Raw genomic sequence first — 23,995 nt, 5'->3', positions numbered from 1 at the left:
GTAGTGCTGATCGCTTAGTTGCGGCGCATGCCCGGACCCCATCCGCGGCGTTCTTCTTCCGGTGCCGATCCGCTGGCGAATTTCTTCAGGTTATAGGTAAAGGTTACCATAAAGAAGCGCTGCAGCACCGTAGACTGCACATCCTCGATATAGTCGGTAGCAATGTTACGCTGCACGCTCACGTTCTGGCCCAGCAGGTCGTTCACGCTGAAACTGATCTCACCCTGCTGATTCTTGAACAGCTTTTTGCCCAGGCTCATGTTCCATAAGGTAAAGCTTGGGTCTACTCCCTGCGACAGGCCCGAGTTGTAGGTATGGCTCAACTCGGTGCGGTAAACCAGGCCTTTCCAGATGGTCCAGTTATAACGCAGGTTCAGGTTCTGTGTAAAGTAGTTGTTGTTGGACTGTGCCAGCAGCGTATTGTTTACAATGTTATAGTTCGAGTGGGCTGATATATTGAAATCCACTTTCTCGCTGATGTTGCTGCTCAGGTTAAGGCCCATGCCCAGGTTAGTTGTGTTGGCGTAGTTTATCTGCTCATCCAGCATGCCCGGTATACGGGAGTAACCTACCATACCAAACGCGTTAAAGTTAGAGCTGATGAAGTTGATCGGCTGGCCATAGTTGATGAACGAGCGCACGTTCCAGTAACCATCCATGTTAACAGGCATCGATAAACGGGCACCTGGCTGCGGATCGTACCCTTCAGTCAGTTCAGATGGAATGTCGCGGGTATATACGCTGTTGGCTACATAGTTCTGCGTTACAGTACCGAACATGCCCACAAAGAACACGCGGTTTGTTTCGGCGTTGAAGTTGCGGTAACGGATGTTGATGCGGTTCTGGTAATCCTGGTCCAGGGCCGGGTTGCCTACGCGCAGTTGCAATGGTCTCGAAATATCCAGCACGCCCTGCAGGTCTGCTACCGATGGCACGTTGGTGTTAGAACGGAAATTGATGTTCAGGTTCTGAGACTCAGAGATCTTGTACTCCAACTCTGCTGATGGTAGAATAGAGTTGAAATCGCGCTTCAGCGGATAAGCTTTCGGGTACGTCACTTCGCTCTCCAGGCTGGCGATCTGGTAACGCAGGTTTGCCTGGAAACGAGTTTTATCGTTGCGGTACTGGTAGCTCGGGCCAAACGTATGCGACAGGTAATCGCTCTTGAACGTGTTGCTCAGTGGGGCATTGGCGTCATTACTATAGTTGCCGTCTGCTTCTATAAAGTCATAAGTTCTTCTGTCCGAATCGTTGGCCTGGTTGCCGATGTTGTACTCCAGCTGCAGGCGCGAATTTTCACCTAAACGCTGCGAGTAGTCCACGTTACCTTCCCATGACAGGTTTTCTCTGTCTAATTTAATGAACTGGTTACGGTTGATGTTCTCCGTTGGGTCAGCCATGTTCTCCGAGTTCTCCAGCTGGTAGGTATCGCCGTTGGTACTGCTATAGTTGGTGCTGAAGTTGGTGGTCAGGATGCGGCCTGAATTCCCGAAACGGTGCGAGTACAGGATGTTATTACGGAAATTGAAGTTCTGGTTATCATTCTGGTTTCTGGTAAGCGAGTTGGTCAGTGTTTCCGTATCGTCCATGGTAAAAGCGCTGATGTTGGTCAGGGCATCGGTGTTCTGTACCGAAATGCTTGGCGTTACCAACAGGCGGTTGTTCTCGTTGATGTTGTATTGCAAACGCAGGTTAAAGCGGTGGCTGTCATCAATTTCGTTGTCGTTGCTGTTCTCTATGTAAGTCGTATCCGTGTTTATGAAATCGCGGAAACGGTATTGGTTGTTCTGGTTGTCGCGGTTGGAGTAACTATAGTTACCACTTACTTCCACTTTCTTGCCCAGCATATCGTTAAAGTTGATGCTGAACGCATTGGTGTTGCTGATACCGCTTGGGGTGCCGCCAAAAGGACCTCTACGGCCACGCATGCCGCCTCCCGGTGTTTCACCTACCGAGAAATCAGACATGTTGATGTTGTTTGTAAGACCTGTAACCGTGATGCGGCGGTTGCCATTGTAATAGTTTACAGCAGCACCAACCATGTAGCGCTCATCAGTACCATAACCGGCCGAAATTTTGCCCATATAGCCCTGGCGACGATCCTTTTTAGTAGTGAAGTTCAGGGTTTTAACGCGGTTGCCATCATCAAAGCCACTGAAAGCAGCACGATCACTCTGGCCATCAAAAACCTGCACGCTTTCGATCATATCTGCTGATATGTTACGCACGGCCGAGCTCATGTCTTCGCCGGTATAACGCTTGCCATCGATCATGATCTGTTTTACTTCTTCGCCCTGTGCCTGGATCTTACCGTCCTGTATGGTTACGCCCGGCATTTTGGTTACCAGTTCTTCGGCGCTGGCATCAGGGGCGGTTTTAAATGCTTTGGCATTGAACTGGGCGGTATCGCCTTTCTGCTCACCCAACAGCACACGACCCACAATCTGTACCTCGCCAATGGCCGTAGAGGCTTCCTCCAGCGTAAGCGCACCCAGGTTAATGGCCTTACCTTCCATTTTTACCAGTCGGCTAAAAGGCTTAAAGCCCAGGTAGTTGATTCGCAGGGTATAATCGCCGGTGGCTACACGCTCGAACCGGAACCTGCCTTCGGTATCGGTAATAGATACGGTGGTAGCTGATGAGGCATTGTTAACCAGTAACACGCTGGCGCCAGGCAATGCCGATTTGTCCTGGCCGCTCTGGATAGAGCCTGTAATTGTAGCACTTTGAGCAAACGCTCCAACGATGGTAAAAAGAAGGACCAGCGTTAGTAAAACCTTTTTCATTCAGATGAGTTGGTATGTGTAGTTATAGTGCGATTTAGACAGGGCAGAAGTGAAATGGTTTAGCGGCGGTCAAAAAATAAATGTGGCAACACCCGATTTGCAGCTACACGCGCCGCCGCATGGCTAAAACCGTAAAATTTAACGGTAAATTAATGCATATATCAGGTTACTTTTAGTGCCTGAAAGTATAAACTGTCGTAGTTTCGCATTACGTTTTACTGCGCGGCGTTTTACCTGCCCGGGCAACAACCAAAGCCTTTTTTTCGCATCAAACCTTATAACTGCAGCCCGCTGCCTTTACCGTGAAAGAATTTTTCAGACGCAGGATCATACAGCCTATCCTGAACTTATTGAAGCAGGGAATGTCGCCGCAGAAACTGGCGGCAACTGTGGCTGTTGGCACGGTAGTAGGCGTTATTCCGGCATTTGGAGTTACCACCATTTTAGGCACGGCCATTGCGGCCCGTTTCCGGTTAAATATTGCGGCCACCGTACTGGTAAGTTACCTGATGCAACCTCTGCAGATATTGCTGGCACTCCCATTCATCAAACTCGGCATTTACTGGTTTGGCCTGGAAGAACTACAACTGACCTTCAGCGAAATGACAGCCATGTTTAAAAACGACTGGCTGGATGCCCTGAACCAACTATGGCTGGCAAACCTTGCCGGCATCTCAGCCTGGGCGCTGCTGGCGGTTCCAAGCGGTGTGGTCCTGTATTTTATAACCCTTCCCATTCTAAAGAAAGTATTGCCTGCCCCGGTGGTTGTAAGCGCCGGCGTTTCCGCTGAAGGGTGATTGGCTATAGGTGTATGTCTGAATCAGGATTTACAGGATTAGAGGATTTTCAAGATTTGGATGTAGTTCTATAGTTGGAAGGAATAAGTACTATAGTTGCTGTAACCATTTTGCTGGCGCGAGTTTGCAACTCGTGTCTAACCATGGCGTTGAGTTTGTAACTCAACTGGCCCGACAGGTACAGGTTTTGACTGAACTGGAGTTAATAGCGATTTTATAAATTCTCAGGATTTCGGCCACCGCTATAGTTTTATAGTTACGGTTGGTCCAACCACCCCCGCCCCTCCTTATCTAAGGAGGGGAGCTCTGATACTGCTATAGTTTAAACTATAGTTCTATAGTTACAGCAGTAGAAAGGACAGGTTTACCTGTCCCTTTGGAAATATAACCACGAGAAAAACCGATCTGCCTTAGCTAAGAGACATCGAGGAAACTATAGTTAGAGCAGCAGCTATCGAACTTGTTATCAGTCTTTGGGTTGAGCGCCTTGGCAGATTCCGGTGCCGATAGGCAGCGCGACGTTAGGAGCGCAGGAAGCTGGCACCGCGCGATGCCCGAAGACGGGGCCTCCCGGCCCGGGTGGGAGCCAAAGTAACTATAAAACTGTAGGCTCTTAGAGCTCCCAGGAATAAAAGAAGCTATAGAACAATGACTTGTTTCCAGCAGTAAGCAAAGTAAACTATAGAACTATAGCTTGTGAGCATCAACTATAGTCTAAAATAGATTTCTCGTTACACTCGAAATGACAGTTAATATAGCTATAGAATTTGCAAAATTTCTCATCAAACGCTCGAGATGATAATTTTATAAAAAAACAGCCGGTCTCAGAAAGAAACCGGCTGCTGCATAATCGTTATTTCAAAAACTTAAGCACTCTCCAGAATCTGGAACAACTCATCCAACTTAGGAGTAAGGATGATCTCGGTGCGGCGGTTTTTCTGACGGGCCTCTTTGGTTTTAGCAGTATCAAGCGGTACATAAAGCGAGCGACCGGATGGTGTTACGCGTTCCGGTGAAACACCAGAATCTGTCAGGATGCGGGTAATTTCGGTGGCGCGCAGCACGCTCAGGTCCCAGTTGTCCTGCATGCCTACAGTACCACGGGCAATCGGAACATCATCGGTGTGGCCTTCTACCACCACGTTCACATCCTGCTGTTCTTTCAGTACCTGTGCCAGTTTTTTCAGGGCATCAACCCCTTTCGGGTCTACTTTAGTAGAGCCGGAGTTAAACAGTAACTGCTCGGCCAGCGATACATATACTTTGCCGTTACGCACCTGTACGGTCAGGTCCTTGTCGTTGAAACCGAGGAGGGCGTTGCTTACGCGGGTTCGCAGGTTCTTCACGGCTTTTTCCTTCTCATCCAGAATGCGCTGCAGCTCGGCCAGTTTCTGCTCGCGGGCTTTCAGGTCGGCGTTCAGCTTGTCGATCTGCGATTTGCTCATGTTCAGGTTTTCGCCCAGTGTTTTGCCTTCTTTCAGGGCCTGCTGCAGGCTTGCCTGGTATTCGGCTTTCTGTTTCTCCAGTTCGGCACGTTCCTGCTCCAGTTGCGCCTTTTGTTCTTCTAAAGAAGCTTTTTGCTCTTCCAGGGTCTGCTTGTCTTTTTCCAGGGAAGCCTTATCCACTTCCAGGGCATTTTTGCGGGCCATCAGGTCATCGTATTTCTTTTTAGAGACCACGCACGAAGAGAGGGACATACTGGCTGCCAGCACAAAAATGGAGGCACGTACAAAATTCTTTTTCATATAATCAGAACTATAAATTACAAAAGGGTTGCTGAACAAATATAGTAAATTATAGATAGTGCGGAATGCAAAACTGCACTTTTACCTGCGCCAGGCAAATAAAAAAGGCACCTTGTTCGGGCGCCTTTTCATATTGGAAGGTAGAGTTTAATTATTCTGATTGATCGGGTTCGGTCTGCTCGCCGAAGAAGCCCTGCGGGTCCGGCATTTTGTCGATCAGGGTGAGCAGGTAGTTATAGTCCAGGGCGGTCATGTTCAGTGCGCGGCCTTTATGCAGCCAGGTCCAGGCGTCGGCATATTTCTGGTTGTGGTATTGCACCCGCGACATCGCCATGCAGGCATAGGCATTCTGAGCATCTGCTGCAATGGATTTTTCTATAAACTCTGTTGCCTGCTTCAGCATCTTTTTCTTTGGCTTCTGCTCGTACTGCGCCAGGTAGCAGTTGGCAACATCCGACAGAAGGAGGGAGTTTTTAGGTTGCAGGCTCAGCGCCTTCTCGTAGTAAGTTATAGCCTCAGTGGGGTTTCCTTTTGCTACAGTTACCAGGCCAAATGCCCAGTATGGATCGCTGCTGTCCGGATTCAGGAGCCAAGCCAGGTTAAAGCGGTACATGGCCGTGTCTATCTGTCCCTCGTTCAGGTATTCCCAGCCACGTTCCATAAAAAATTTGCTGGCCTCGGTGCGGGTGGTAAAACTGGCATCGGAGCTTTTCAGGAACTGTTCGTCTTTTTTCTGCTGGGCTTCTGTTTTAGCTACTTTTCCAAACATCGGAAGTACTTTCGGGTCAGGTTGTGTGGCCTGCTCCTGTGCCAGCGTAAAGGTAACTGCCGCCAAACAGGCCAGCATGGTTGTTACAAGTTTCTTCATAAAAGGTGGTAATTTTTGGGAGCAGTTGGTAGCTCGTGGTCTAAAAATAGTGCTTTCTGCTTTATTTCACAAATGCCTTGCAGGTTGCAACTATAGCTACCAAATTATTTGCGACAAGTGTCGGTTATATTCAGACAATTTGCGTATATTTGATAAAACGATTCAACCATGGCACACGCACTAAGCACTTTAAACTATAGTCTGATAGATGACCGGGATATTTTCATGCTCATCAGCACTGTGCGCGAGGGCATCAAATATGCGTCGTTTCAGTCCATTGCCGATAAAAGCCCGTTCAGCCTGAGCGAGTGGTCTAATTACCTGCACTTGTCGGAACGCACTTTTCAGCGGTACAAGAAAGAGAAACGCACCTTCGACCCGCTGCACTCTGAAAAGATACTGGAGATAACGCTTGTATATAATAAAGGAGTGGAGGTTTTTGGTGATAAGGCCAATTTTGATGCCTGGCTCGAAGCTAAGAATGTAGCGTTAGGCGGCATCAAACCAAAAGAACTCCTGGACAGTACCTTTGGCATCGGGATGCTGCGCGACGAACTGACCCGCATAGAACACGGCGTACTGGCATGATCGTGTACCGTCTGAGCCGCAGCAGGTTCGCAAAAGATCTGTCGGGGAGGGGAGCAGAGCTGGCAGGCGGGCGCTGGAACAGCAAAGGCACTGCCATTTTGTACACTTCGGATTCGATAGCCCTGTGTACCGTAGAGGTAGCAGTGCACATGCCGCTTGGTATTGTGCCGCTTGGTTATCAGCTGATACAGATCGAACTGCCCGACGATGCCACTATAGTTGAACTGCCGGAGAAAGACCTGCCCGAGGGCTGGAAATCGCTTCCGCATAGCAACGCTACCCAGGTGATAGGCGATAATTTTGTGCAGGAACAGCAGGCCCTTGCGTTAAAAGTACCTTCGGCTGCCGTACAGGGCACTTACAATTATCTTATCAATCCGCGCCACCCGCAATTCCAGAAAATAACTATAGTTGATATCTTTCCTTTTGCCTTCGACAAGCGCCTGTTTGTTAAGTAAAACCTGCTGCAACTATAAACTATAGTTGCATGGGTGCCCAAACTATAGTTTATAGTTACAGATAATATGTTGTACCCATCTCGGCTATAGTTACCGGTAACTTCAGGCTGTCTTTTATCTTCATACGGAGTGCTTCGCTGGCCTGGGCTTCGCCGTGGTTCAGAAATACATGCTGGGGCTTCTGCTTAAATTGCTGCAGCCACCATAACAGGTCCGCCTGGTCGCCGTGTGCCGACATGGTACTGATCTGCCTTACTTCTGCGCGCACCTTGTAGTATTCCCCGTGTATCTTGATCTCGTCGGCACCGCTTCGCAGCAGGTTGCCGCGTGTGCCCGGTGCCTGAAAACCCACCAGCAGCACCGTATTCCGGGCATCGCCTAAAAGCCGCTCCAGGTAGTAAAGCACCCGGCCTCCAGTAACCATGCCGCTACCGGCAATTACTATTTTAGGTCCGTGTGTATCGAGTACGTGCTGTGTATGTTCATAATTACGGATCATGTGCACGTTGCGCATCATAGTCTCGCATTCGGCGCGTGTCAGGTTATGCCATTCATGGTAGGTCAGGTACAGGTCCGTTACATCAATGCCCATGGGCGAATCGAGATAAACGGGCAGGGCTGGGATGCTTTTCTCTTCGCGCAGCGTGTTCAGGATTAGGAGCAGTTCCTGGGCGCGCTCTACGGCAAAACTGGGTATTACCAGGGTGCCGCCTTTCTCATAGGTATGCTCTACAATTTCCTGAAGCTCGTGGTACGGCGATGTTTCGCCATGCAACCGGTCTCCGTAGGTCGACTCCATAATTACATAATCGGCTTCGCGCGGGCAAAATGGCGGGTCCATGAGCAGGGGCAGGCGCTGGCCAATATCACCGGAAAAAACAAAGTGCCTGCCCTGGCATTTTACCTCCACTATAGCTGATCCTAAAATGTGTCCGCTGTTCCGGAAACAGAATTTAACGTCCTCATTCAGGATTACCCACTCGCCATAGTTATGCGTTTCGAACAGGGGCATGGTTCGGGCCACATCATCTAAATTATAGAGTGGTTTGGCTGGTTTATGGATAGAATAGCCTCCCCGGTTGGCTTCCTCGGCATCTTCCATCTGTATGCGGGCACTGTCGTTGAGGATGATGCGGGTAATGTCGCGGGTGGGGTGTGTGCTGTGGATGGGCCCGTTGTAACCGTTCTTTGCAAATACAGGCAGGTAACCGCAGTGGTCCAGGTGGCCATGGGTGAGTATGATGGCATCGAGCTCATCGGGATTGAGCGGAAGCTTTTGCCAGTTGAGCAGGCGCAGCTGTTTCAATCCCTGGAACATGCCGCAATCAATGAGGACCTGGTGGCGCTTTGTTTTGAGCAGGATCTTGGAGCCGGTAACTGTGCCGGCACCTCCCAGAAAAGTAAGCTGAATGGGTTCTGGTTCTGGTAGCATACGCGTGCTGTTTGAGGTTATAGTTGCTGAAGGCCCCGATCCCCACTTTCGCCACACTTGCCTGCCTTCAGAAGCTTAATTTAAGATAAAACAGGCTGAATAACTATAGGTTGCAGGAAGAATTGAGGCTTTAAAAAAAGGCCACCTGCCGTTGCAGCAACAGCAGATGACCACTTCTATAGTTTACCTAAATAATTACAGAGCTGAAAAAATCCGGAGTTAGAGCCAACCTATAGTTGACTGTTTTGCTGCGGCTATGGGTTAGAAGCTACGTCCGCTGCCTGGCAGGTAGATCTGCAAACCAAGGCTTACGGATAAACCGGTAGATGAATCGTTTCCTACATCAATATTGGCGTTGCTGCGGATCAGGTTAAGCATGCCTTCGAGGGCAATATTGGATGCTACAAAATGCGCATAACCGGCACTTACACCGTACACTGCCGAGAAAATGGCATCGCCTTCGGCATCCTCAAAAGAGCTACCGGCAAAACCTACTACCGCTTCGCCAAACCAGCGGTGCGTCGGGGCAGCGCCTTCCGGAAAGTAGTAGCGCACAAAAGGAGTAAGGCCGTAACGGAAATCTTCGCCGCCATCGTAAGCTATAAAACCCAGCTGCACCTGCGCACCTATGGCCGCATTGTCAGAAATAAAATAACCGGCTCTGGGGTTGATATCGAACGTAAAGGTTTCGGATTTAAAGTTGTGGCCAATGTTAGCAATGCTGGCGCCTACCAGCCAGTTACCTTCTGCTACAGCATCGCCGGCAACAGCGGCAGTGGTTTGCGGCCGTGTTATCTGTTCATCCTGGGCCGAAGCAACAAAAAAGGTAAACAGAAAAAGAAGCGTACATAGTGCTTTCATAGTAAAAAAACTTAAATGGTACATCGTTCTGCCAACAGCAGAAACCATTATAATCTAACGCTGGCACTAAACTATAGTTGGTAAGTTTCCGGTATTTTGAGCGTGTACCCTAAGTTACAGGGCAGGTAGCAGGTATAGCCTGACGGGTTTATGATGCACTATTTGCCTTTAGAGCTTTGTTTCTCTGTTTCAGCTAAAATGCGGCTCAGGTCGGTGAGAATGCTGCCCACATCGCGGAGCACTTCCGGCGAAGGAATACTGCGTAATTCGCCCAGGCAATGTGCCTGCAGGGTGCGTGCGTGTTGGTTGGCTTCCCGTAGGTTGGCCAGAACATCTGTGGCGGGTTGTACGCTGGCTTTCCCGAATAAGGGGATGCAGTTGGCGGTTACTTCCATGGCCTGTGCGAGCTGCTGTGCAAATTCCGGACTTAGCTGGGATGGCCGGTTTTGTTGCAGATCGTCGAGGCCGCGGCGGATGCCCCTGATCTGAACAATAATGTGGTCTAATTTACGGATACTGACAGCCAGCCTGGTAAGCCGGGTGCGTTTGTTTGTGAGAAAGAGGTTGTAGCGCAGGCTTTGCTCGGCCAGCCCCAATGTGTCCAGTGTCTTCCTGTATTCGCGTTTCAGGGCATTTACTTCGGTGCGGCCGGTTTTTCGTTTCGGAGCTTTGTAATCTAACAGTGCTCTTAAACTTGATAAGGTTTGTGAAGCCGATCCGGCCAGGCTGACAATGCTGTTTTCTACATCCGGAATGGCATTCTGAGGCACGATCACTGCGTTTATGATCACGGCTATAGCAGAGCCGATAACGGTTTCGATGATACGCTCGAAGGCATAGCCCTGGTTAATGTGCCCGAAAGCCAGTACCAGCAGCGAACTGATAGCTACCTGCGAGATGATCTGAGGGTTCATGCGCAGCGCTTTGGAAACGGCCATGCCTGCCAGGATCACGAAAAAGATAGAATACACATTTACTTCCAGCCACAGCCCGATCAGCATACTGAGCAGTACTCCGCCAATGATACCGATAATGCGCTGGGTGGCTTTGTCCACGGAGTCGGCAACGGTAACCTGTACGGTAAGGATAGCGGCGATGGCTGCAAAATAAGGGTACTCTGCACGCAGCAGGTTTGTAGCAACAAACCACGATACAGCCGCGGCCAGTGCCGTTTTAATGATCTGTAAAGTCAACCCGAAACGGGAGAGTTGTTCGATGGTTTTATGCAAGAGAATTAAGTGTTTTTGCTATTGCTGTCTGTCTATCAGCTTATAACCATTAATGCAGCTTAGGGTTATAGTTTATCCTTTTTTACTTCTTATTTTTCTTTTTCCTGAACGCTTTATTTTCCTCAACAGCAAAGTTTACAGGGTAGGTCATTCTTACAGGCACGGCTTTTCCATTCTGGTACCCGGGAGACCAGTCCGGCATTTCAGAAACAACACGAAGCACTTCCGCATCCAACTCAGGTCTGACACTTTGTATGACAGTGAGTTCGGTAGGTTTACCTGTTGGGTCGATCACATAAGCAACAATTACCTTTCCGCTGATATCCTCCAAAAGAAGTGAAGGCGGGTAACGGAAAGTGTTTTTGATGAAAGACACCATACTCGCATTCCCTCCGGGAAATTGAGGCGGAATCTCAACCAATGTACTGGTACCAGTCTTTGTAGAACTAACATTTTCGAAGGGGTACCCCAGGTTAGGGCTCGAAATGTATGGCTCCTTTAAGTTATAGATTTCAGCTTGTATTTGATAACAACCCAGCTGGTTTAGAGCGCTGATCCCGGTTACATAAATTGCGTTACCACCTTTTAAGGCTGCCTGGTACTGTGCATCCTGTAACACGCTCTTGATGCTGCAGTTCATACCAGCAGGTGCCAGCTCAATGTGCCCAATCTTTTCTGCATCATCTGGCTTATTTTCCTGTAAATAAATGATCTCTACGTGGGGCTTCCGAACATCCGGCATTGCTGATATGGCAGGCCGAACACTCTGAGCAACTGCACCTAAACTTACAAAGAGCGCTGGAATTACCAGGGAAGAAAGGTTAACGGACATGGAATAGGGATACTTAACAGTAGTGCAAAGTTAGTATTTCTTTACCTGGCACAAATGCCTTTATAAGGACACCACTGGCAAACTTCCAGGTCTTTTGTTTTCCGGATCGGCTCGGCTGGGTTCAGCATGTCTTTAATAATGCCGGTCAGCAGTTCTTCCGAAGCAACTATAAAATCCTTTGGCTGCCCATCTTCCCCCACAAAGTTAAACTCCGACGACAGTACGTTTTCGTCGATATTCCTGAACGAAATAATGCCTGATTTGGCAGCTATAGTTGCCGAGTCAAGTTGATGGTTGCCAACTATAGTTTGCGGTGCTTCGCGGAGTTGGCGCTGCAGAATGTACTGGTACAGCCATAGTTGGCGGGGCTTGTCAAAATCTTTTGTTTTGGATGATGGCGCACGCAGATCGTCAGTTTTTACGCGCAGTTTGTTTTGTTCTACCTTACCGGTTTTATAGTCTATCACGCGCACTTCGTGGCCGGTCATGTCGATGCGGTCGGCTTTACCTGCTATTGTTACTTCCAGTAGTTCATCGTCAATTTGTAACGGTAGTTTGGCAGTCAGCGAGTCTTCGAGGCGCAGGATGCAGAGCGGCAGTTCATCTGAGTTTTTAAGCGTGTTCAGGTATTTCTGCAGCACTTCAATGGCCACTTTTAGTAAAAGGTAATTCAGTCCGCGTTCGGTGGTAGCGCCACGCGTAGTTTGGTCAAATGCCATTTTCACCTGCTTGGGCAGTTCCAGCAGCATCTGGTCTATGCTTTCGGCAACTATAGGCTGGCCGCTCTGCTCGTAGGGTTTAAAGAAATCTTCCAGTACCTGGTGCACCACGGTACCAAACTGCGCCGAGTCGACCTGTTCTTCCACTTCATCCACTTCCTGCATTTTAGCTATCCGGCTGAAATAGTATTTAAGCGAACAATTTATGTAGGTGTTGAGGCTGGAAGGGTAAAGGCCCCGCTGCAAATCGCGTTTTATTTGTTCCAGCGTAGCGCTGTCTTTCTCTATAACAATGTCTTCGTCGTATTCCTTTGTGTCTTTTTGCTCTACTACGGCTGTCAGGTTGTGGAACGTGATGTTGCGGTTGCGCAGGGCCAAATCGTTTTGCAGTTGTAGGATGAACCGGCTTTTCTCGCCCGAACCATAGGTATCTGAAGGCAGCACATACAGCAGATTTACACGCTTGGCGCGCTGAAGCAGGCGGTAAAAATTGTACGCCATCGAGCCTTCATTTTCGGCATAGGTTGGCAGACCAAATTCCTTTAGCACATCATACGGCATCAGCGAATTATGCTTTTTAGGAGCTGGCAACGTATTCTCGTTTACCGATAGGATGATCAGGTTCTCAAAATCCAGCGCACGCGTCTCCAGCATACCCATGATCTGTACATCCGAAATCGGTTCGCCGCTGAACGGCAGCCTTGTCTGCGTGATCAGCTCATACAGAAACTTACGGAAGCTGCGTACTGAAATTTTCTGTTCACGGCAATCGAAGATCGTGTCCAGACGCTTAACTATAGTATAGAAAATGTACAGGTATTCTGTCTCGATGGTGTTATGGCCGTGCGTGTACACCTGGCGGAGAAGCTCGATCAGATCATACATGGCCACGATAATATCATCACAATCCCGCCAGGTACGGAACAGCGTCTCGAAAAGCGGGTGGTGCTTGCCCATTTCCAGAAGTTCCTGTGCCGTAATCAGCACCTTGTTTTCCGAAACTATCGTGTCCAGCACCTGCTGTATCAGCCCATGAAATTCCGCCTGGTCAGGTTGCTCGTTCAGGTATAGTTCGTAACGGCGGATGAACGGGTGCGTGAGCAGCTTGCTTACTGCCAAATGGTGGTACTGGTATACTTTATAGCCGGTGTCCTGTAGTTGGTTAACGCCTGTCAGATGCACATCAAAAAGCAGATCCACGAGATTAAAAAGGGGAGTGCCCTTAAAGCTCAGACCCATGGTTACGTTATAGTTTGGCACATCATCGGGTATAGAATGCAGCACCGGCAAAAGCAGCGTTTCGTCAGGCATAACGATGGCTACCTGGGCGTGTTTGTCCTGCTCACGAATTTCCTGCAACAGCTGTCCGGCCAGTTTGCCCTGCATGCTGGCATTGGCTACACCAATCACATTTATAGTTTTATCGTCGGTCAGGAGCATGTTCTGCTGCCAGCGCCACTCGGGTAGTTTCCAACCGTTTTTATACTTGCGCAGAAAGCTGCCTGCCCGGTTGGCTGTGCCTTCTTCCATGTAAAAATCATCGCTATCGAATAGTACTTCCGCTTTGTTATGGCGCAGCAATGCTTTAATAATTTTCTCTTCGGATTTAGTCAGCGCGTTCAGCCCGATGAAAATGTATTGGTGGCAGGTCGATTCTTTAACTATAGCACCGATCTCATTCGCTACTTTCCGGAAAGCCATGCCCGTATACGCCTGCTTGTTGTTCTGCAGGTGTTTTTTCAGGTTATGGTACGTCTTCTCAATGTTCTCCCACAAGCTAAAGTACTTGCGCATAGCCGGCGACATCGTCCAGCCAAGGTTGCGTGGCTCCCATCTTTCGAGTGCCTTGGCTTCACTCAGGTACTCAAACAGCTTCCCGGTGTCTACCAGGTTCTGGTCTATCCGGCTGAAATCGTCCAGCAAAGTGCCTGCCCAGGTAACAAACTGGTCAAAATCCAGCTTCGGGTCCTGCTCACGCATCAGGTCGTATAGTTCGAGCTGCAGGTTTATCGGCTCTATCACATCCACCTTTGCCATTTTGCAGATAAAGTCTTCCATCGACGAAACTTCTGGCGACCAGATTGGCTCAGTAGCGGCCTGGGCCAGCGCATTTTTAAAGAAAAAGCTTGCCCTGCGCGATGGCAGCACAATGCACAGTTCGCTGATGTTCTCTTTATACTTTTCGTAAATGTATTTCGCGGTTAGCTCCAGGAAAGTCTGCACGGGTGGTAATGGTGAATTTTGAATGAGTGATTGAGTGAATGTGTAAGCGATTAATGTATGCTTTCAGTATTCCCGCTGGCATCCAGCGGCATGAATGGGTTGTAGGCGATTTCCCAAAGGTTGTCGTCCGGGTCAGCGATGTAGCTGCTATAGCCACCCCAGAATACTTTTTCGGGATGCTTCAGTACACGCACACCTTTGGCTTCCAGCAAGGCTACCAATTCATCTACTTCTTTTTCGGAGCGGACATTGTGCGCCAGCGAAAAGCCCCGGAAGCCACTGCCATCTGCCGGAACGCCTGCATCATCTGCCAAAGACTCTTGCGGGAAAAGTGCCAGTTGTATGCCATTCAGTTGAAAGAAAACAATGCTTTCAGTGCTGGTTTCCAGTGGCTTCCAGCCAAAGGTATTGATGTAGAAATCTCGTGAGCGTTGCAGGTTTTTTACGCCTAGAGTTATGAGTGTTATGCGTTGTTCCATGGTTTTACCTTCCCCTAACCCCTTCCTTAAAACAGGAAGGGGAACCGGATTATAGTTTATTTATAGTATTTAATAATGACGCGAGCGTCTTCGCTCGTGACTTGGTATAGCGGGGCCTCTGGCCCCTTTCAATCATCTAAGTCTTTAATCAACCGGGCCGGAGGCCCAACTATAGTTCGACACGAGAGAAGGCGCTCGCGCCATATACTTTATATTCTTCTCCCCTCCTGTTTTTAGGAAAGGGCCGGGGAGAGGTCAAAAAGCCAACCCTAATTGCGCGGCAGGTTTATCACCGTATTGCCATTCCTGTACTTCCTGCGTCTCGAAATAATAAAGCACGCACCTTACTTTTTTGTAACCAAGCTGCCGGAAACGCACGGCGTAGTGGTCCAGGCGGTTGCGGTGTTCGGGCTCGGGTGGAGGCGTTTTAAACTCTATTATAGTTACCGCTTCGCCATCAAATACAATACGGTCTGGTTTGTACAGGTAAGCACGTGCATCCAGCACTTCTTTTTCCTGTTCAATCGCTACCTTGTCAGAAAAGTAAGGCGCTATTTTAGGATGCTGAACTACTTCGGTAAGCAGGCGTTGTAGTTCGGGTTTGTCGCGCTCGCTGATGATGCCTTCGTAGCCCATTTGCCTTAAAACCTGGTTTACTTCCGGTGCAAAGGTTATGCGCGACAACGCATAATGCAGCTTGCGGTTTACCTGGCGCTGGCGCTGCTGCGTAGCAAAATCGAACACGTTGTTAGCGTGCTGCTTTATTTTCAGGCGCTGTTCCCAATCCGTAGTTACCAAGTGCTTCAACTCAAAAGTATCTTCTTCTGAACTATAGTTTATAGTTTGTGCCGGCCTGCCTTTGTATAGTTGGTAGCAGAATTTGCCCGGTTCCCATAGTTCCTTCTCTTTCAGGTACTGGTACATCAAATGGCTTACGTTTTTTACCTGACCATCCAGCTTCGGCATTTTGTCTTCTATCAGCAGGTCTTTTGCGTTGCCAATCAGATATAGCCTGTCTATCGGGCGGGTGAGCGCCACGTACAGCATGTTCAGGTTTTCGATAAAGGTTTTCTCTATCTCTGTTTTGTATTGCTCGCCCAGTACCGTATTCTCCAGTTTAGAGCCCACATTTACAGCTACGCTTCTCAGCTTTCCTGTATAGGTTACGTCATCGGGTAACTGGCTCCACAGCAACGATCCGCGTTTGGGTTCGGTACTCCAGTCGGCGTACGGAATGATCACGATCGGATAGGCCAGACCTTTGGACTTGTGGATACTGGTAATAGTAATGGCGTTGCGGTTTTTAGGCGTGTTGATGCTCAGCTTTTCCTTCTGCACATCCCAGTAAGCCAGGAAGTTGTTCAGGTTGTTGCTGTATTTTAAACTATACTCCAGCACCAGGTCCAGGAAACGGAAAATATACTCACACTCGTTGTTGTGGCCAAGTAAATTAAAGTTGCGGATCAGCCGCTCGGTCAGCTCATAGATAGATAAGTTACCAGTGGTCTTCTCGTCCAGATCAAAGCCAAGCTCCCGGATATAACTATAGAATGCAGCTGCGTCTGCATTGTTCGCTATCTCAGCAATCTGCTGCGTTACTTTCACATCCGGCACCTTCTCCAGCGTTACCAGGTGTATCAGGTACAGAGCTTCTGATTTGGCCAGCGCATCGTTTGGTCGGTTAAATACCCGGAACAGCGCAATCACCAGGTTTACCACTTCGGCAAACTGCAGCGAGAGCGAGTCCTGGGAGATGATGTCGTAACGGAGCTCTTTCAGGAAGTTAGCGATGCGCTTGCTGTTCTGGTTGGTACGGCAAAGTATAGCCATGTCGCGGAGTTGGTAGCCATCTTTCAACGCATTTTCTACCAGGTGCTGCACCAGGTTAAGCATACTTTCGTCGTAGCTTATTTCCTGCTCGTGCGTGTACTTCGGGTATAGTTCGTTGGTGCGGTTGCAGGTATCCAGATCGTACTTTGTGTTACTATCGCCTTCATACGTGAACAGCACCTGTATATGCCCACCGGTATTGTTCGGGTCCGGAATCTCCTGCGTAAAATCTTCGTCGTAAATAGACGTGAACATGCCGAAGCCGCTGTGCGCTTTGCTAGCAAACGTAAAGATGTCGTTGTTGAAGTTAATGATCTCGGCGCGGCTTCTATAGTTCTTTTTTAGGTTGGCAGGCTGCAGCACTTCTCCGTTCAGTGTTTCGTAGCGCTCCTTTATAAGCTGGCCGTTTCTGCGGTTCTGGTATAGTTTAGCTGTGTCTTTTTTATACAGGTGCAGGATCTGCTCCATTTCGCCGCCACGCCATCTGTAAATCGCCTGCTTGGCATCGCCTACTACCATGCTGAAATGCCCGGAAGCCAGCGCATTCTCTACCAAGGGCAGCAGGTTGTTCCATTGCAGCACTGAGGTATCCTGGAATTCATCTATCAGGAGGTGGTTATACTTTTCGCCCAGGCGCTCATAAATAAACGGCACCGGCTCTTTCAGTACAATATCAATGATGCGCTTGTTAAACTCCGAAATGTGAACCGTGTTCTTATCCAGCTTAATTTCCTGAAGGCATTTCTCCAGTTCGTTCAGTACCGATAGTTTGTATAAGTGCGGAACTATAGCATTTAGTAAAGTATAGATGCCGGCGTATTTCTCTTTTCGGTCTTCCAGTTCCAGGTAATATTCCGAAAGCTGATTTTTGATGCTGTCGATCTGGTTTACTGTAAAGCTGTTCTTTTTGGCAGAGGCGCTGTACCAACTGTCGTTTTCTACCGTTTTGCGGGCGTTGCTGTTGCTATAGTTTAAATCTATAGTTTTAAGCCAGCGGTAGAAGTAACCATATATGCCATTCTTGCCATAAGAGAGGTCTGCCGCATCAATACTGGACTGTTCTATCAGAGCCACAGCCTGACTCGCAGGCTCAACTATAGCTTCTTCTATCTGCTTTTTGGTTTCGCGGAGTTCGCGCTGCACATCCCTGAAATCTTCCAGCGTTAATTGCTGCAGGTCGGTTATGGCTTCATAAACCTGTTCGTTTAGCAGGTTGCGGGCAAAATCGGCCAGTTCTTCGTTCAGTTTGCTCCAGCTTTTTCCTTCATCAGCCTTCTCCAATATAAACTGCTCCAGCGTTTCGGTCAGCAGGTCACCTTTTTCGTTCTTTACCTTATCCAGCAACAACGATACCGCCGTGTTAAGCAGCGTATTCGAGTCCAGGTCTACTTCAAAGTTGTGGGGTATGTTCAGTTCGCGTGCAAAGGCCTGCACAATCTTGTTTACAAAGCTATCGATCGTGCTTACACTGAAATCTGCATAGTTGTACAGTACCTGCCGGAAAACCAAAGCAGCCCTTCTTCTAACTTCTTCTTTGTCCAGCGTCGGGTCCGGGTAATCCTGCTGCAGCTCTTTAGTGACCTCTTCCAGCAGGTTTTCGCTTTTCTGCTTCGCTTTCTCAGCTATCGTATCGTCGTTAAAACCACGCAAGGCACCTAAAATACGCTCCTTCATTTCGGCAGCGGCATCGTTGGTAAAGGTAATGGCCAGTATAGTTCTATAGTAGTCCGGGTTAGGGGAGTGCAGCGCCAGTTTCAGGTATTCTTTGGTAAGCGCATAGGTTTTGCCCGAGCCGGCAGAAGAAGAGTATATTTTAAAGACAGATGCCATGGAAGTCTGAAGTATAGCCAGGGTTAAAGATACACTTTTGCCGGCCGCTTTGCCAGTGTTTGCAAGCTTGTAACTAACTTAATTTGCTATCGTCCTGACAATAAAAGATGAAAAAACAAAACAGGCTGCCTGTAGGGGGAGGCAGCCTGTTTTCTATAGTTTAGGTACTTGCCTAAGCAAATACAGGTTCTTCAATACGTTCTTCAACAGTTTTAGCTGGTATCGAGCTGTTGGCACAAACATGGAACATAATGCGGGCCATTGACACTACATAGTCGGTCATCAGGCAGTGCTGCTGCTCCATATTCATCAGTAATTTACCGCCACCGAGGTTCATTTTGCTTAATTCCAGTACTTCATCAAAGTTCTGGCGAAGCATTTTAAGGGCTTTAAAAGACAATTCGTTGTAATACATCGGAATTACCTGGCACACGGCATAGCTGCCCTTGGCACGCTCCTCCCGGATCATCTTGCTCAACGATTCGGTATCGATTTTGTCCAGGTCTGAGATGATAACAAAGAATACGCTTTTGTTGTGTGAGGTTGCTTTACGGGCCGGAACGCTGCCTACCAGCATGTTGCGGCTCATAGATGTGTTGGTTGTAAAGGCTTCGTCTTTCAGGATCTTGTTGTGGATCTTAAATGCCAGCGCACCAGAAGCGATAAGGTTGAAATCTTTACCTTGAGTTGAAACTTTTGTAAAATGTAACATAAAGTGAGGGACTAAAGGGTTTAAGGTTTAGTTAATTGTTTCTCTGAGATTATTTTGCCTCTGTAAAAGCGGCAACTAACTCATTAGCTTCTGTTCAATAAGGAGGTAGGTTTGGTGGCGTGGTACTAAGTTTGTGTGTGCGGCAGTAATGGTTAGGGCATAAGGGTAATTGGTTTTGGGTTGTAAGATTTTTGTATACTACGGCTGAATAAGTAAAAATTTTAGTCTTATAGTTAAATTATGGGTGGATAAACATCAAAAACTGGTGAATTGCTGCTATTAACGGGTAAAGAAGTAAAAGGTTGTTATAAGGTTGTGTAAATAGTAATAAAAAATAAATAAATAGTTACAATATATACTATAGTTGTTTTTATAATGTTATACCTTTAAATATAGCATAATATTAATGTTTGTATATTTAAGGGTTTGTGTTGGCGGGCCCAAAAGGAGCGGGTGTTAGTTTTTCCCGATTAAAAATCGTACCTTTGCAGCCGTTTTTGGAATCAGTCTGATTTACTGTTTAACTGGCACGGCTTCTATATTTTGATAGGCTCACCTGGTTTATTTTAGTTTTCGACGCGTATAGGGATTAGTAAAATCCAGGCTGCATCCAGAGTAAGGATATAAACAGTAAACTAAAAGATGAACAAAATCAGATTTGATGAGCTTCCGCTTTCGCCGGAGGTTCAAAAAGCTATTGCCGACATGGGCTTCGAAGAAGCCTCTCCCATTCAGACCGAAGCAATTCCCGTAGTTTTAGAAGGCCGCGACATCATTGGCCAGGCACAGACCGGAACCGGTAAAACAGCTGCCTTCGGTATTCCAACTATAGAAAGCATAGACGAGCGCGATAAAAGCGTTCAGGCACTTATACTTTGCCCAACCCGCGAACTGGCTATCCAGGTAGCCGGCGAGATCCAGAAACTGATCAAGTATAAGCCAAACATCAGCATCGTGCCCATTTACGGTGGCCAGTCCTACGACCGCCAGCTGCGCGCCCTTAAGCAGGGTGTTCAGATCGTGATCGGTACGCCGGGCCGTGTGATGGACCACATCGAGCGCGGTACGCTTAAGCTGGATAAGATCAAAAAGATCATTCTGGACGAAGCAGACGAAATGCTGGACATGGGCTTCCGCGAAGACATCGAGTTTGTGCTGAGCCACATGCCGGAAGAGCGCCAGACCATTTTCTTCTCGGCCACTATGTCGAAGCCGATCATGGAGCTGACCAAGCGTTACCAGAACGATCCGGTGATTGTGAAGGTGGTGCACAAAGAGCTTACCGTTACCAACATAGACCAGGTGTACTTTGAGGTACGAAACAGCATGAAGCAGGAAGTACTTTCGCGCGTGCTGGATATGTATAACATGAAGTCGGTGGTGATCTTCTGCAATACCAAGCGTATGGTGGATGAACTGGTAACCAACCTGCAAAGCCGTGGTTATTTTGCCGATGGCCTGCACGGTGACCTGAACCAGAACCAGCGCTCCAATGTGATGGGCAAGTTCCGTAACGGGCAGCTGGAAGTACTGGTAGCAACCGACGTAGCCGCCCGCGGTATCGACGTGGAGAACGTGGAAGCAGTGTTTAACTACGACCTTCCGCAGGACGAAGAAGCTTACGTGCACCGCATTGGCCGTACTGGTCGTGCCGGTAAATCAGGTAAGGCGTTCTCGTTTGTATCGGGCCGCTCGGATATGTACAAGCTGAAAGACATTATGCGCTATACCAAAGCGAATATTGTGCTGCAGCAGGTACCTACCTACGAAGACGTGAATGAGCTGCGCACCAACATGTTCCTGGAAAAAGTGCGCGAAGTGCTGGAGAAAGGCAACCTGACCAAGCACATCACCACTATCGAAAAACTGATAAACGAAGACTATACTTCGCTGGAAGTTGCTGCTGCGTTACTAAAAATGAGCCTGAAAGAGGCGAAGGTAAAAGAAGCCGGCAAAGAAGCTGAAAAAGGCCTCGGTTTATCAAAAGAAGGATATGACCGCCTGTTCATTACCATTGGTAAGAAAGACCGCGTTCACCCGAAAGACCTGATCGACCTGCTGGCATCCAATGCCGATATACCGGCCTCAAAAGTTGGGGACATCGACCTGTACGACAAGTTCAGCTTTGTGGAAGTGCCTACGGAGTACACAGCCAATATTCTGGAGAAAGTAGGCCGCATTGAAGTGGATGGCCGCATGGTTGTGGTTGAGAAGTCTGATAAAAAAGGCTCTAAAGAAGGAGAAGAACGTGGTGGCAGAAGTCGCTTTGGTGGCGGCGACCGCGACAGAGGCGACCGTGGTGGCAGCCGTTTCGGTGGCCCGCGTGGTGGCGACAGAGACCGTGACCGAGGTGATCGTGGCGGTAGCAGATTCGGTGGTGACCGCGACAGAGGCGGAGACCGCGGAGGTAGCCGTTTTGGTGGCGACCGCGACAGAGACCGTGGTGGCGAGAACCGTGGCTTCCGCAGAAAAAGATTCTAAACTATAGCAACCTTCGCCTTTAAGAGGCGTATAAATAACCATACAGCTTTAGAAGCTTAAAAAACTTCATTAACTGTTAGAATAAGCCGACTTGAAACGTCGGCTTATTTGTTTTATAGCTGGTTGTAAAATTTTTTCAGATTTTTTGTGGCAAACTATAACCTTGCTGCCAGCACCGGCGTAAAAGGAGTATCATAAAAAGGTTGGAAGATTAACTAACTGTTTACGCAGTTAGATATGATAAGGGAAAACATCAGACGGATGTTTCCCTTATTGTTTTTATGCCTTTCTATAGTTTGCCTTTCCAATTTCTTTTCTCTCCCAATTTCTTATATTCGTATTGCGCTATAGTAGGTTTAGCATTCACAACACCATTCATAGTGCAGATAACAGGAGTAGGTACTCCTGTTATACCATAGTTGTAGGGCATTTAAAATATGAAGTTCAGAAATTATAAATCCGCTATTCACAATTTTGCCCACTCTTTCATGAGCATCGACTTTATGAAAAGCGGAAGACTTGCTGTCAATGTACTTATCGACTTACATAAAGCAGGAAAAGAGACAAAAGCAACCTTTGACTTTTTAAATAAGACTATTGAGCCGCAAGAAGCGATTTCAAAGGAAAGCGTACAACTAATGAATGACTATATTGATTGGCTACCTGACCACTTTGAAAAACATGATTGCGACTTGGCTAAACTGGAAAAACTGGATGTAACAATATGGACTGACTTTAAAAAAGCGTTTGTCCCACCAGGAATGGATAATTGCAAAGAGTTTACTGTTAGTACAATGACAAACTGGAAAGCTGATGGAAGAGAAGAACAGACAATTAAAATTTCTCAAACTGAAATTATAAAAGAGAATTTTCTTCAATTAAGAATACCAGAAGTAAAATAAAAAACGCCCTACAACACTGCATAAACACCATGCCACGGCCGACGGCATAGCACGCTGTTTATACTAACCGTTAGGTTAAAGCCAAAGTATAAAACTTGCACCCTCACATAAGTGATGAAATTAACAATATGCTTCTTAATGCTCTCACTTGTTGTGTGCGTGAAGGTTTACGGACAGACAAGAACTATCACTGGGAGAGTGATAAGCGAAAACTTGGAAGCTCTTCCAGAAGTTAGGATTCAGAGCTTAGATACTGTAGTACTTGGAACAACAAATAAAGAAGGAAAATTCGAAATAGAAATTCCTCATACAATAGATAAACTATTGATTAGCTGGCTTGGTATGGAGTGGAAAACTATTCAAATGCCCGAACAATGTAACCAGCTTGACATAATTTTAATGTATCATGGTAGTTATGACTTTATGTCCGCAAGAAGAATTGACAGACTTCGAAAGAAGCGATTTAAAAAGCTGTCTGAACTGCACTTGGCAGCATTTGAAAAAGGGCTCTTTACAACAAAACAGCCATGTTATGAACATGAGTTTGTGCCAATCAGAGAAGAATTGAAAGAAATAAAACGAAAGGGACGGACAAAAACGCCCTAAACCTAACAAGGTGCATAATTCAGGTTCGGCTACGCCTCCCCACATTCTGTACAAGACGTTACCACAAAAAAAGGAGCCTTGCAGCTCCTTTTATAGTTTAAACTATAGTTACCGGCTTAGGCTTCGCTTCTGGCTTTATCGCGTAAGGCACGGATATGGTCGTGGGCATTTTTTACGTCCATGTATTGCTGCTCCACGATCTGCTTCAGGTTGCCGGGCAGGTTGGCGGCGCGGGCCTCTTCAAATGCTTTTACAGCGTAATCTTCGCCGCGTTCGCATTCTTCCAGTATACGTTTTCTGTCTTTAGAGCTTATAGCCGATTTAATGTCGATCCAGATGCGGTGCACAGTGCCTTCCAGGGAGCTCGATTCGTCGTCGGTGTGGCCCATTTTGTGCAGTTCGCCCTGTAACTCAGTGATCATGCTGTCGCGCTGTACGGCGTATTTCATGAACAGGTCTTTCAGGTCGCGATCTTCTACATCCTGTGCTGCAGTTTTATATCCTTTAGCACCATCTTTGCATCTTTCGATCAGGTGGTGTACAGTAGATAATACTTCCTTGTTAATTTCCATAGTTTTAAAGGTTTAGTTACTATATGCGGTATTACTCATATTGGT

General features: G+C 47.7%; 18 protein-coding genes. 6 read left to right on the top strand and 12 right to left on the bottom strand.

What is annotated here, in order from left to right:
* Positions 1 to 14 precede the first annotated feature (14 nt).
* Complete coding sequence (locus tag H7F15_RS05090) at positions 15 to 2,786, bottom strand: outer membrane beta-barrel protein (protein ID WP_185195865.1); 2,772 nt, start codon at positions 2,784 to 2,786, stop codon at positions 15 to 17.
* A 302-nt stretch (positions 2,787 to 3,088) separates the two neighbouring features.
* Between H7F15_RS05090 and H7F15_RS05085 the strand changes: the two genes are divergently transcribed.
* Positions 3,089 to 3,583 (top strand): DUF2062 domain-containing protein, encoded by a 495-nt coding sequence (locus tag H7F15_RS05085; protein WP_370523451.1) that lies wholly within the window; start codon positions 3,089 to 3,091, stop codon positions 3,581 to 3,583.
* A gap of 866 nt (positions 3,584 to 4,449) precedes the next feature.
* Here the strand turns inward: H7F15_RS05085 and H7F15_RS05080 are convergent.
* On the bottom strand, positions 4,450 to 5,328 hold the full coding sequence (locus H7F15_RS05080; RefSeq protein WP_185195864.1) for an OmpA family protein: 879 nt from the start codon (positions 5,326 to 5,328) through the stop codon (positions 4,450 to 4,452).
* 151 nt (positions 5,329 to 5,479) lie between these two features.
* Complete coding sequence (locus H7F15_RS05075; RefSeq protein ID WP_185195863.1) at positions 5,480 to 6,196, bottom strand: tetratricopeptide repeat protein; 717 nt, start codon at positions 6,194 to 6,196, stop codon at positions 5,480 to 5,482.
* A 168-nt stretch (positions 6,197 to 6,364) separates the two neighbouring features.
* On the opposite strand from H7F15_RS05075, the gene H7F15_RS05070 reads away from it, so the two are divergent.
* Positions 6,365 to 6,784 (top strand): antitoxin Xre/MbcA/ParS toxin-binding domain-containing protein, encoded by a 420-nt coding sequence (locus H7F15_RS05070; RefSeq protein WP_185195862.1) that lies wholly within the window; start codon positions 6,365 to 6,367, stop codon positions 6,782 to 6,784.
* Entirely contained in the window at positions 6,781 to 7,242 is a 462-nt protein-coding gene (locus tag H7F15_RS05065; RefSeq protein WP_185195861.1) for an RES family NAD+ phosphorylase, read from the top strand. Before H7F15_RS05070 ends, H7F15_RS05065 begins: the two co-directional genes overlap by 4 nt.
* A gap of 55 nt (positions 7,243 to 7,297) precedes the next feature.
* On the opposite strand, the gene H7F15_RS05060 is transcribed toward H7F15_RS05065, so the two are convergent.
* The 8 genes from H7F15_RS05060 to H7F15_RS05025 form a co-directional block, all read right to left on the bottom strand.
* Positions 7,298 to 8,674, bottom strand: a complete 1,377-nt coding sequence (locus H7F15_RS05060) for an MBL fold metallo-hydrolase RNA specificity domain-containing protein (RefSeq protein ID WP_185195860.1) — start codon at positions 8,672 to 8,674, stop codon at positions 7,298 to 7,300.
* A 261-nt stretch (positions 8,675 to 8,935) separates the two neighbouring features.
* Complete coding sequence (locus tag H7F15_RS05055) at positions 8,936 to 9,535, bottom strand: hypothetical protein (protein WP_185195859.1); 600 nt, start codon at positions 9,533 to 9,535, stop codon at positions 8,936 to 8,938.
* 158 nt (positions 9,536 to 9,693) lie between these two features.
* Complete coding sequence (locus H7F15_RS05050; protein ID WP_185195858.1) at positions 9,694 to 10,764, bottom strand: aromatic acid exporter family protein; 1,071 nt, start codon at positions 10,762 to 10,764, stop codon at positions 9,694 to 9,696.
* An 82-nt stretch (positions 10,765 to 10,846) separates the two neighbouring features.
* The gene (locus H7F15_RS05045) at positions 10,847 to 11,596 is read right to left on the bottom strand and encodes an energy transducer TonB (protein WP_185195857.1); all 750 of its coding nucleotides are present in this window, start codon (positions 11,594 to 11,596) and stop codon (positions 10,847 to 10,849) included.
* A 41-nt stretch (positions 11,597 to 11,637) separates the two neighbouring features.
* Positions 11,638 to 14,538 (bottom strand): PD-(D/E)XK nuclease family protein, encoded by a 2,901-nt coding sequence (locus tag H7F15_RS05040; RefSeq protein ID WP_185195856.1) that lies wholly within the window; start codon positions 14,536 to 14,538, stop codon positions 11,638 to 11,640.
* Between the two features lie 50 nt (positions 14,539 to 14,588).
* Positions 14,589 to 15,017, bottom strand: a complete 429-nt coding sequence (locus tag H7F15_RS05035; protein WP_185195855.1) for a VOC family protein — start codon at positions 15,015 to 15,017, stop codon at positions 14,589 to 14,591.
* A 255-nt stretch (positions 15,018 to 15,272) separates the two neighbouring features.
* The gene (locus H7F15_RS05030; RefSeq protein ID WP_185195854.1) at positions 15,273 to 18,677 is read right to left on the bottom strand and encodes an exodeoxyribonuclease V subunit beta; all 3,405 of its coding nucleotides are present in this window, start codon (positions 18,675 to 18,677) and stop codon (positions 15,273 to 15,275) included.
* A 172-nt stretch (positions 18,678 to 18,849) separates the two neighbouring features.
* Positions 18,850 to 19,389: a hypothetical protein gene (locus H7F15_RS05025; RefSeq protein WP_185195853.1), complete on the bottom strand. Its 540-nt coding sequence runs from the start codon at positions 19,387 to 19,389 to the stop codon at positions 18,850 to 18,852.
* A 642-nt stretch (positions 19,390 to 20,031) separates the two neighbouring features.
* Here H7F15_RS05025 and H7F15_RS05020 point away from each other — a divergent pair.
* The 3 genes from H7F15_RS05020 (at position 20,032) to H7F15_RS05010 (ending at position 23,378) form a co-directional block, all read left to right on the top strand.
* Positions 20,032 to 21,870, top strand: a complete 1,839-nt coding sequence (locus tag H7F15_RS05020) for a DEAD/DEAH box helicase (protein WP_185195852.1) — start codon at positions 20,032 to 20,034, stop codon at positions 21,868 to 21,870.
* Between the two features lie 488 nt (positions 21,871 to 22,358).
* Positions 22,359 to 22,772, top strand: coding sequence for a hypothetical protein (locus H7F15_RS05015; RefSeq protein WP_185195851.1), 414 nt, complete (start codon positions 22,359 to 22,361; stop codon positions 22,770 to 22,772).
* 114 nt (positions 22,773 to 22,886) lie between these two features.
* A complete protein-coding gene (locus H7F15_RS05010; protein WP_185195850.1) occupies positions 22,887 to 23,378 on the top strand; it encodes a hypothetical protein in 492 nt (163 codons plus the stop codon).
* A 116-nt stretch (positions 23,379 to 23,494) separates the two neighbouring features.
* Here H7F15_RS05010 and H7F15_RS05005 read toward each other — a convergent pair whose 3' ends face one another.
* Positions 23,495 to 23,950: a PA2169 family four-helix-bundle protein gene (locus H7F15_RS05005; RefSeq protein WP_185195849.1), complete on the bottom strand. Its 456-nt coding sequence runs from the start codon at positions 23,948 to 23,950 to the stop codon at positions 23,495 to 23,497.
* Between the last annotated feature and the right edge of the window lie 45 nt (positions 23,951 to 23,995).

The organism is Pontibacter sp. Tf4, assembly GCF_014212495.1.
In the GTDB taxonomy this organism is placed as follows: domain Bacteria; phylum Bacteroidota; class Bacteroidia; order Cytophagales; family Hymenobacteraceae; genus Pontibacter.
This window is presented reverse-complemented; position numbering and strand designations above follow the sequence as displayed.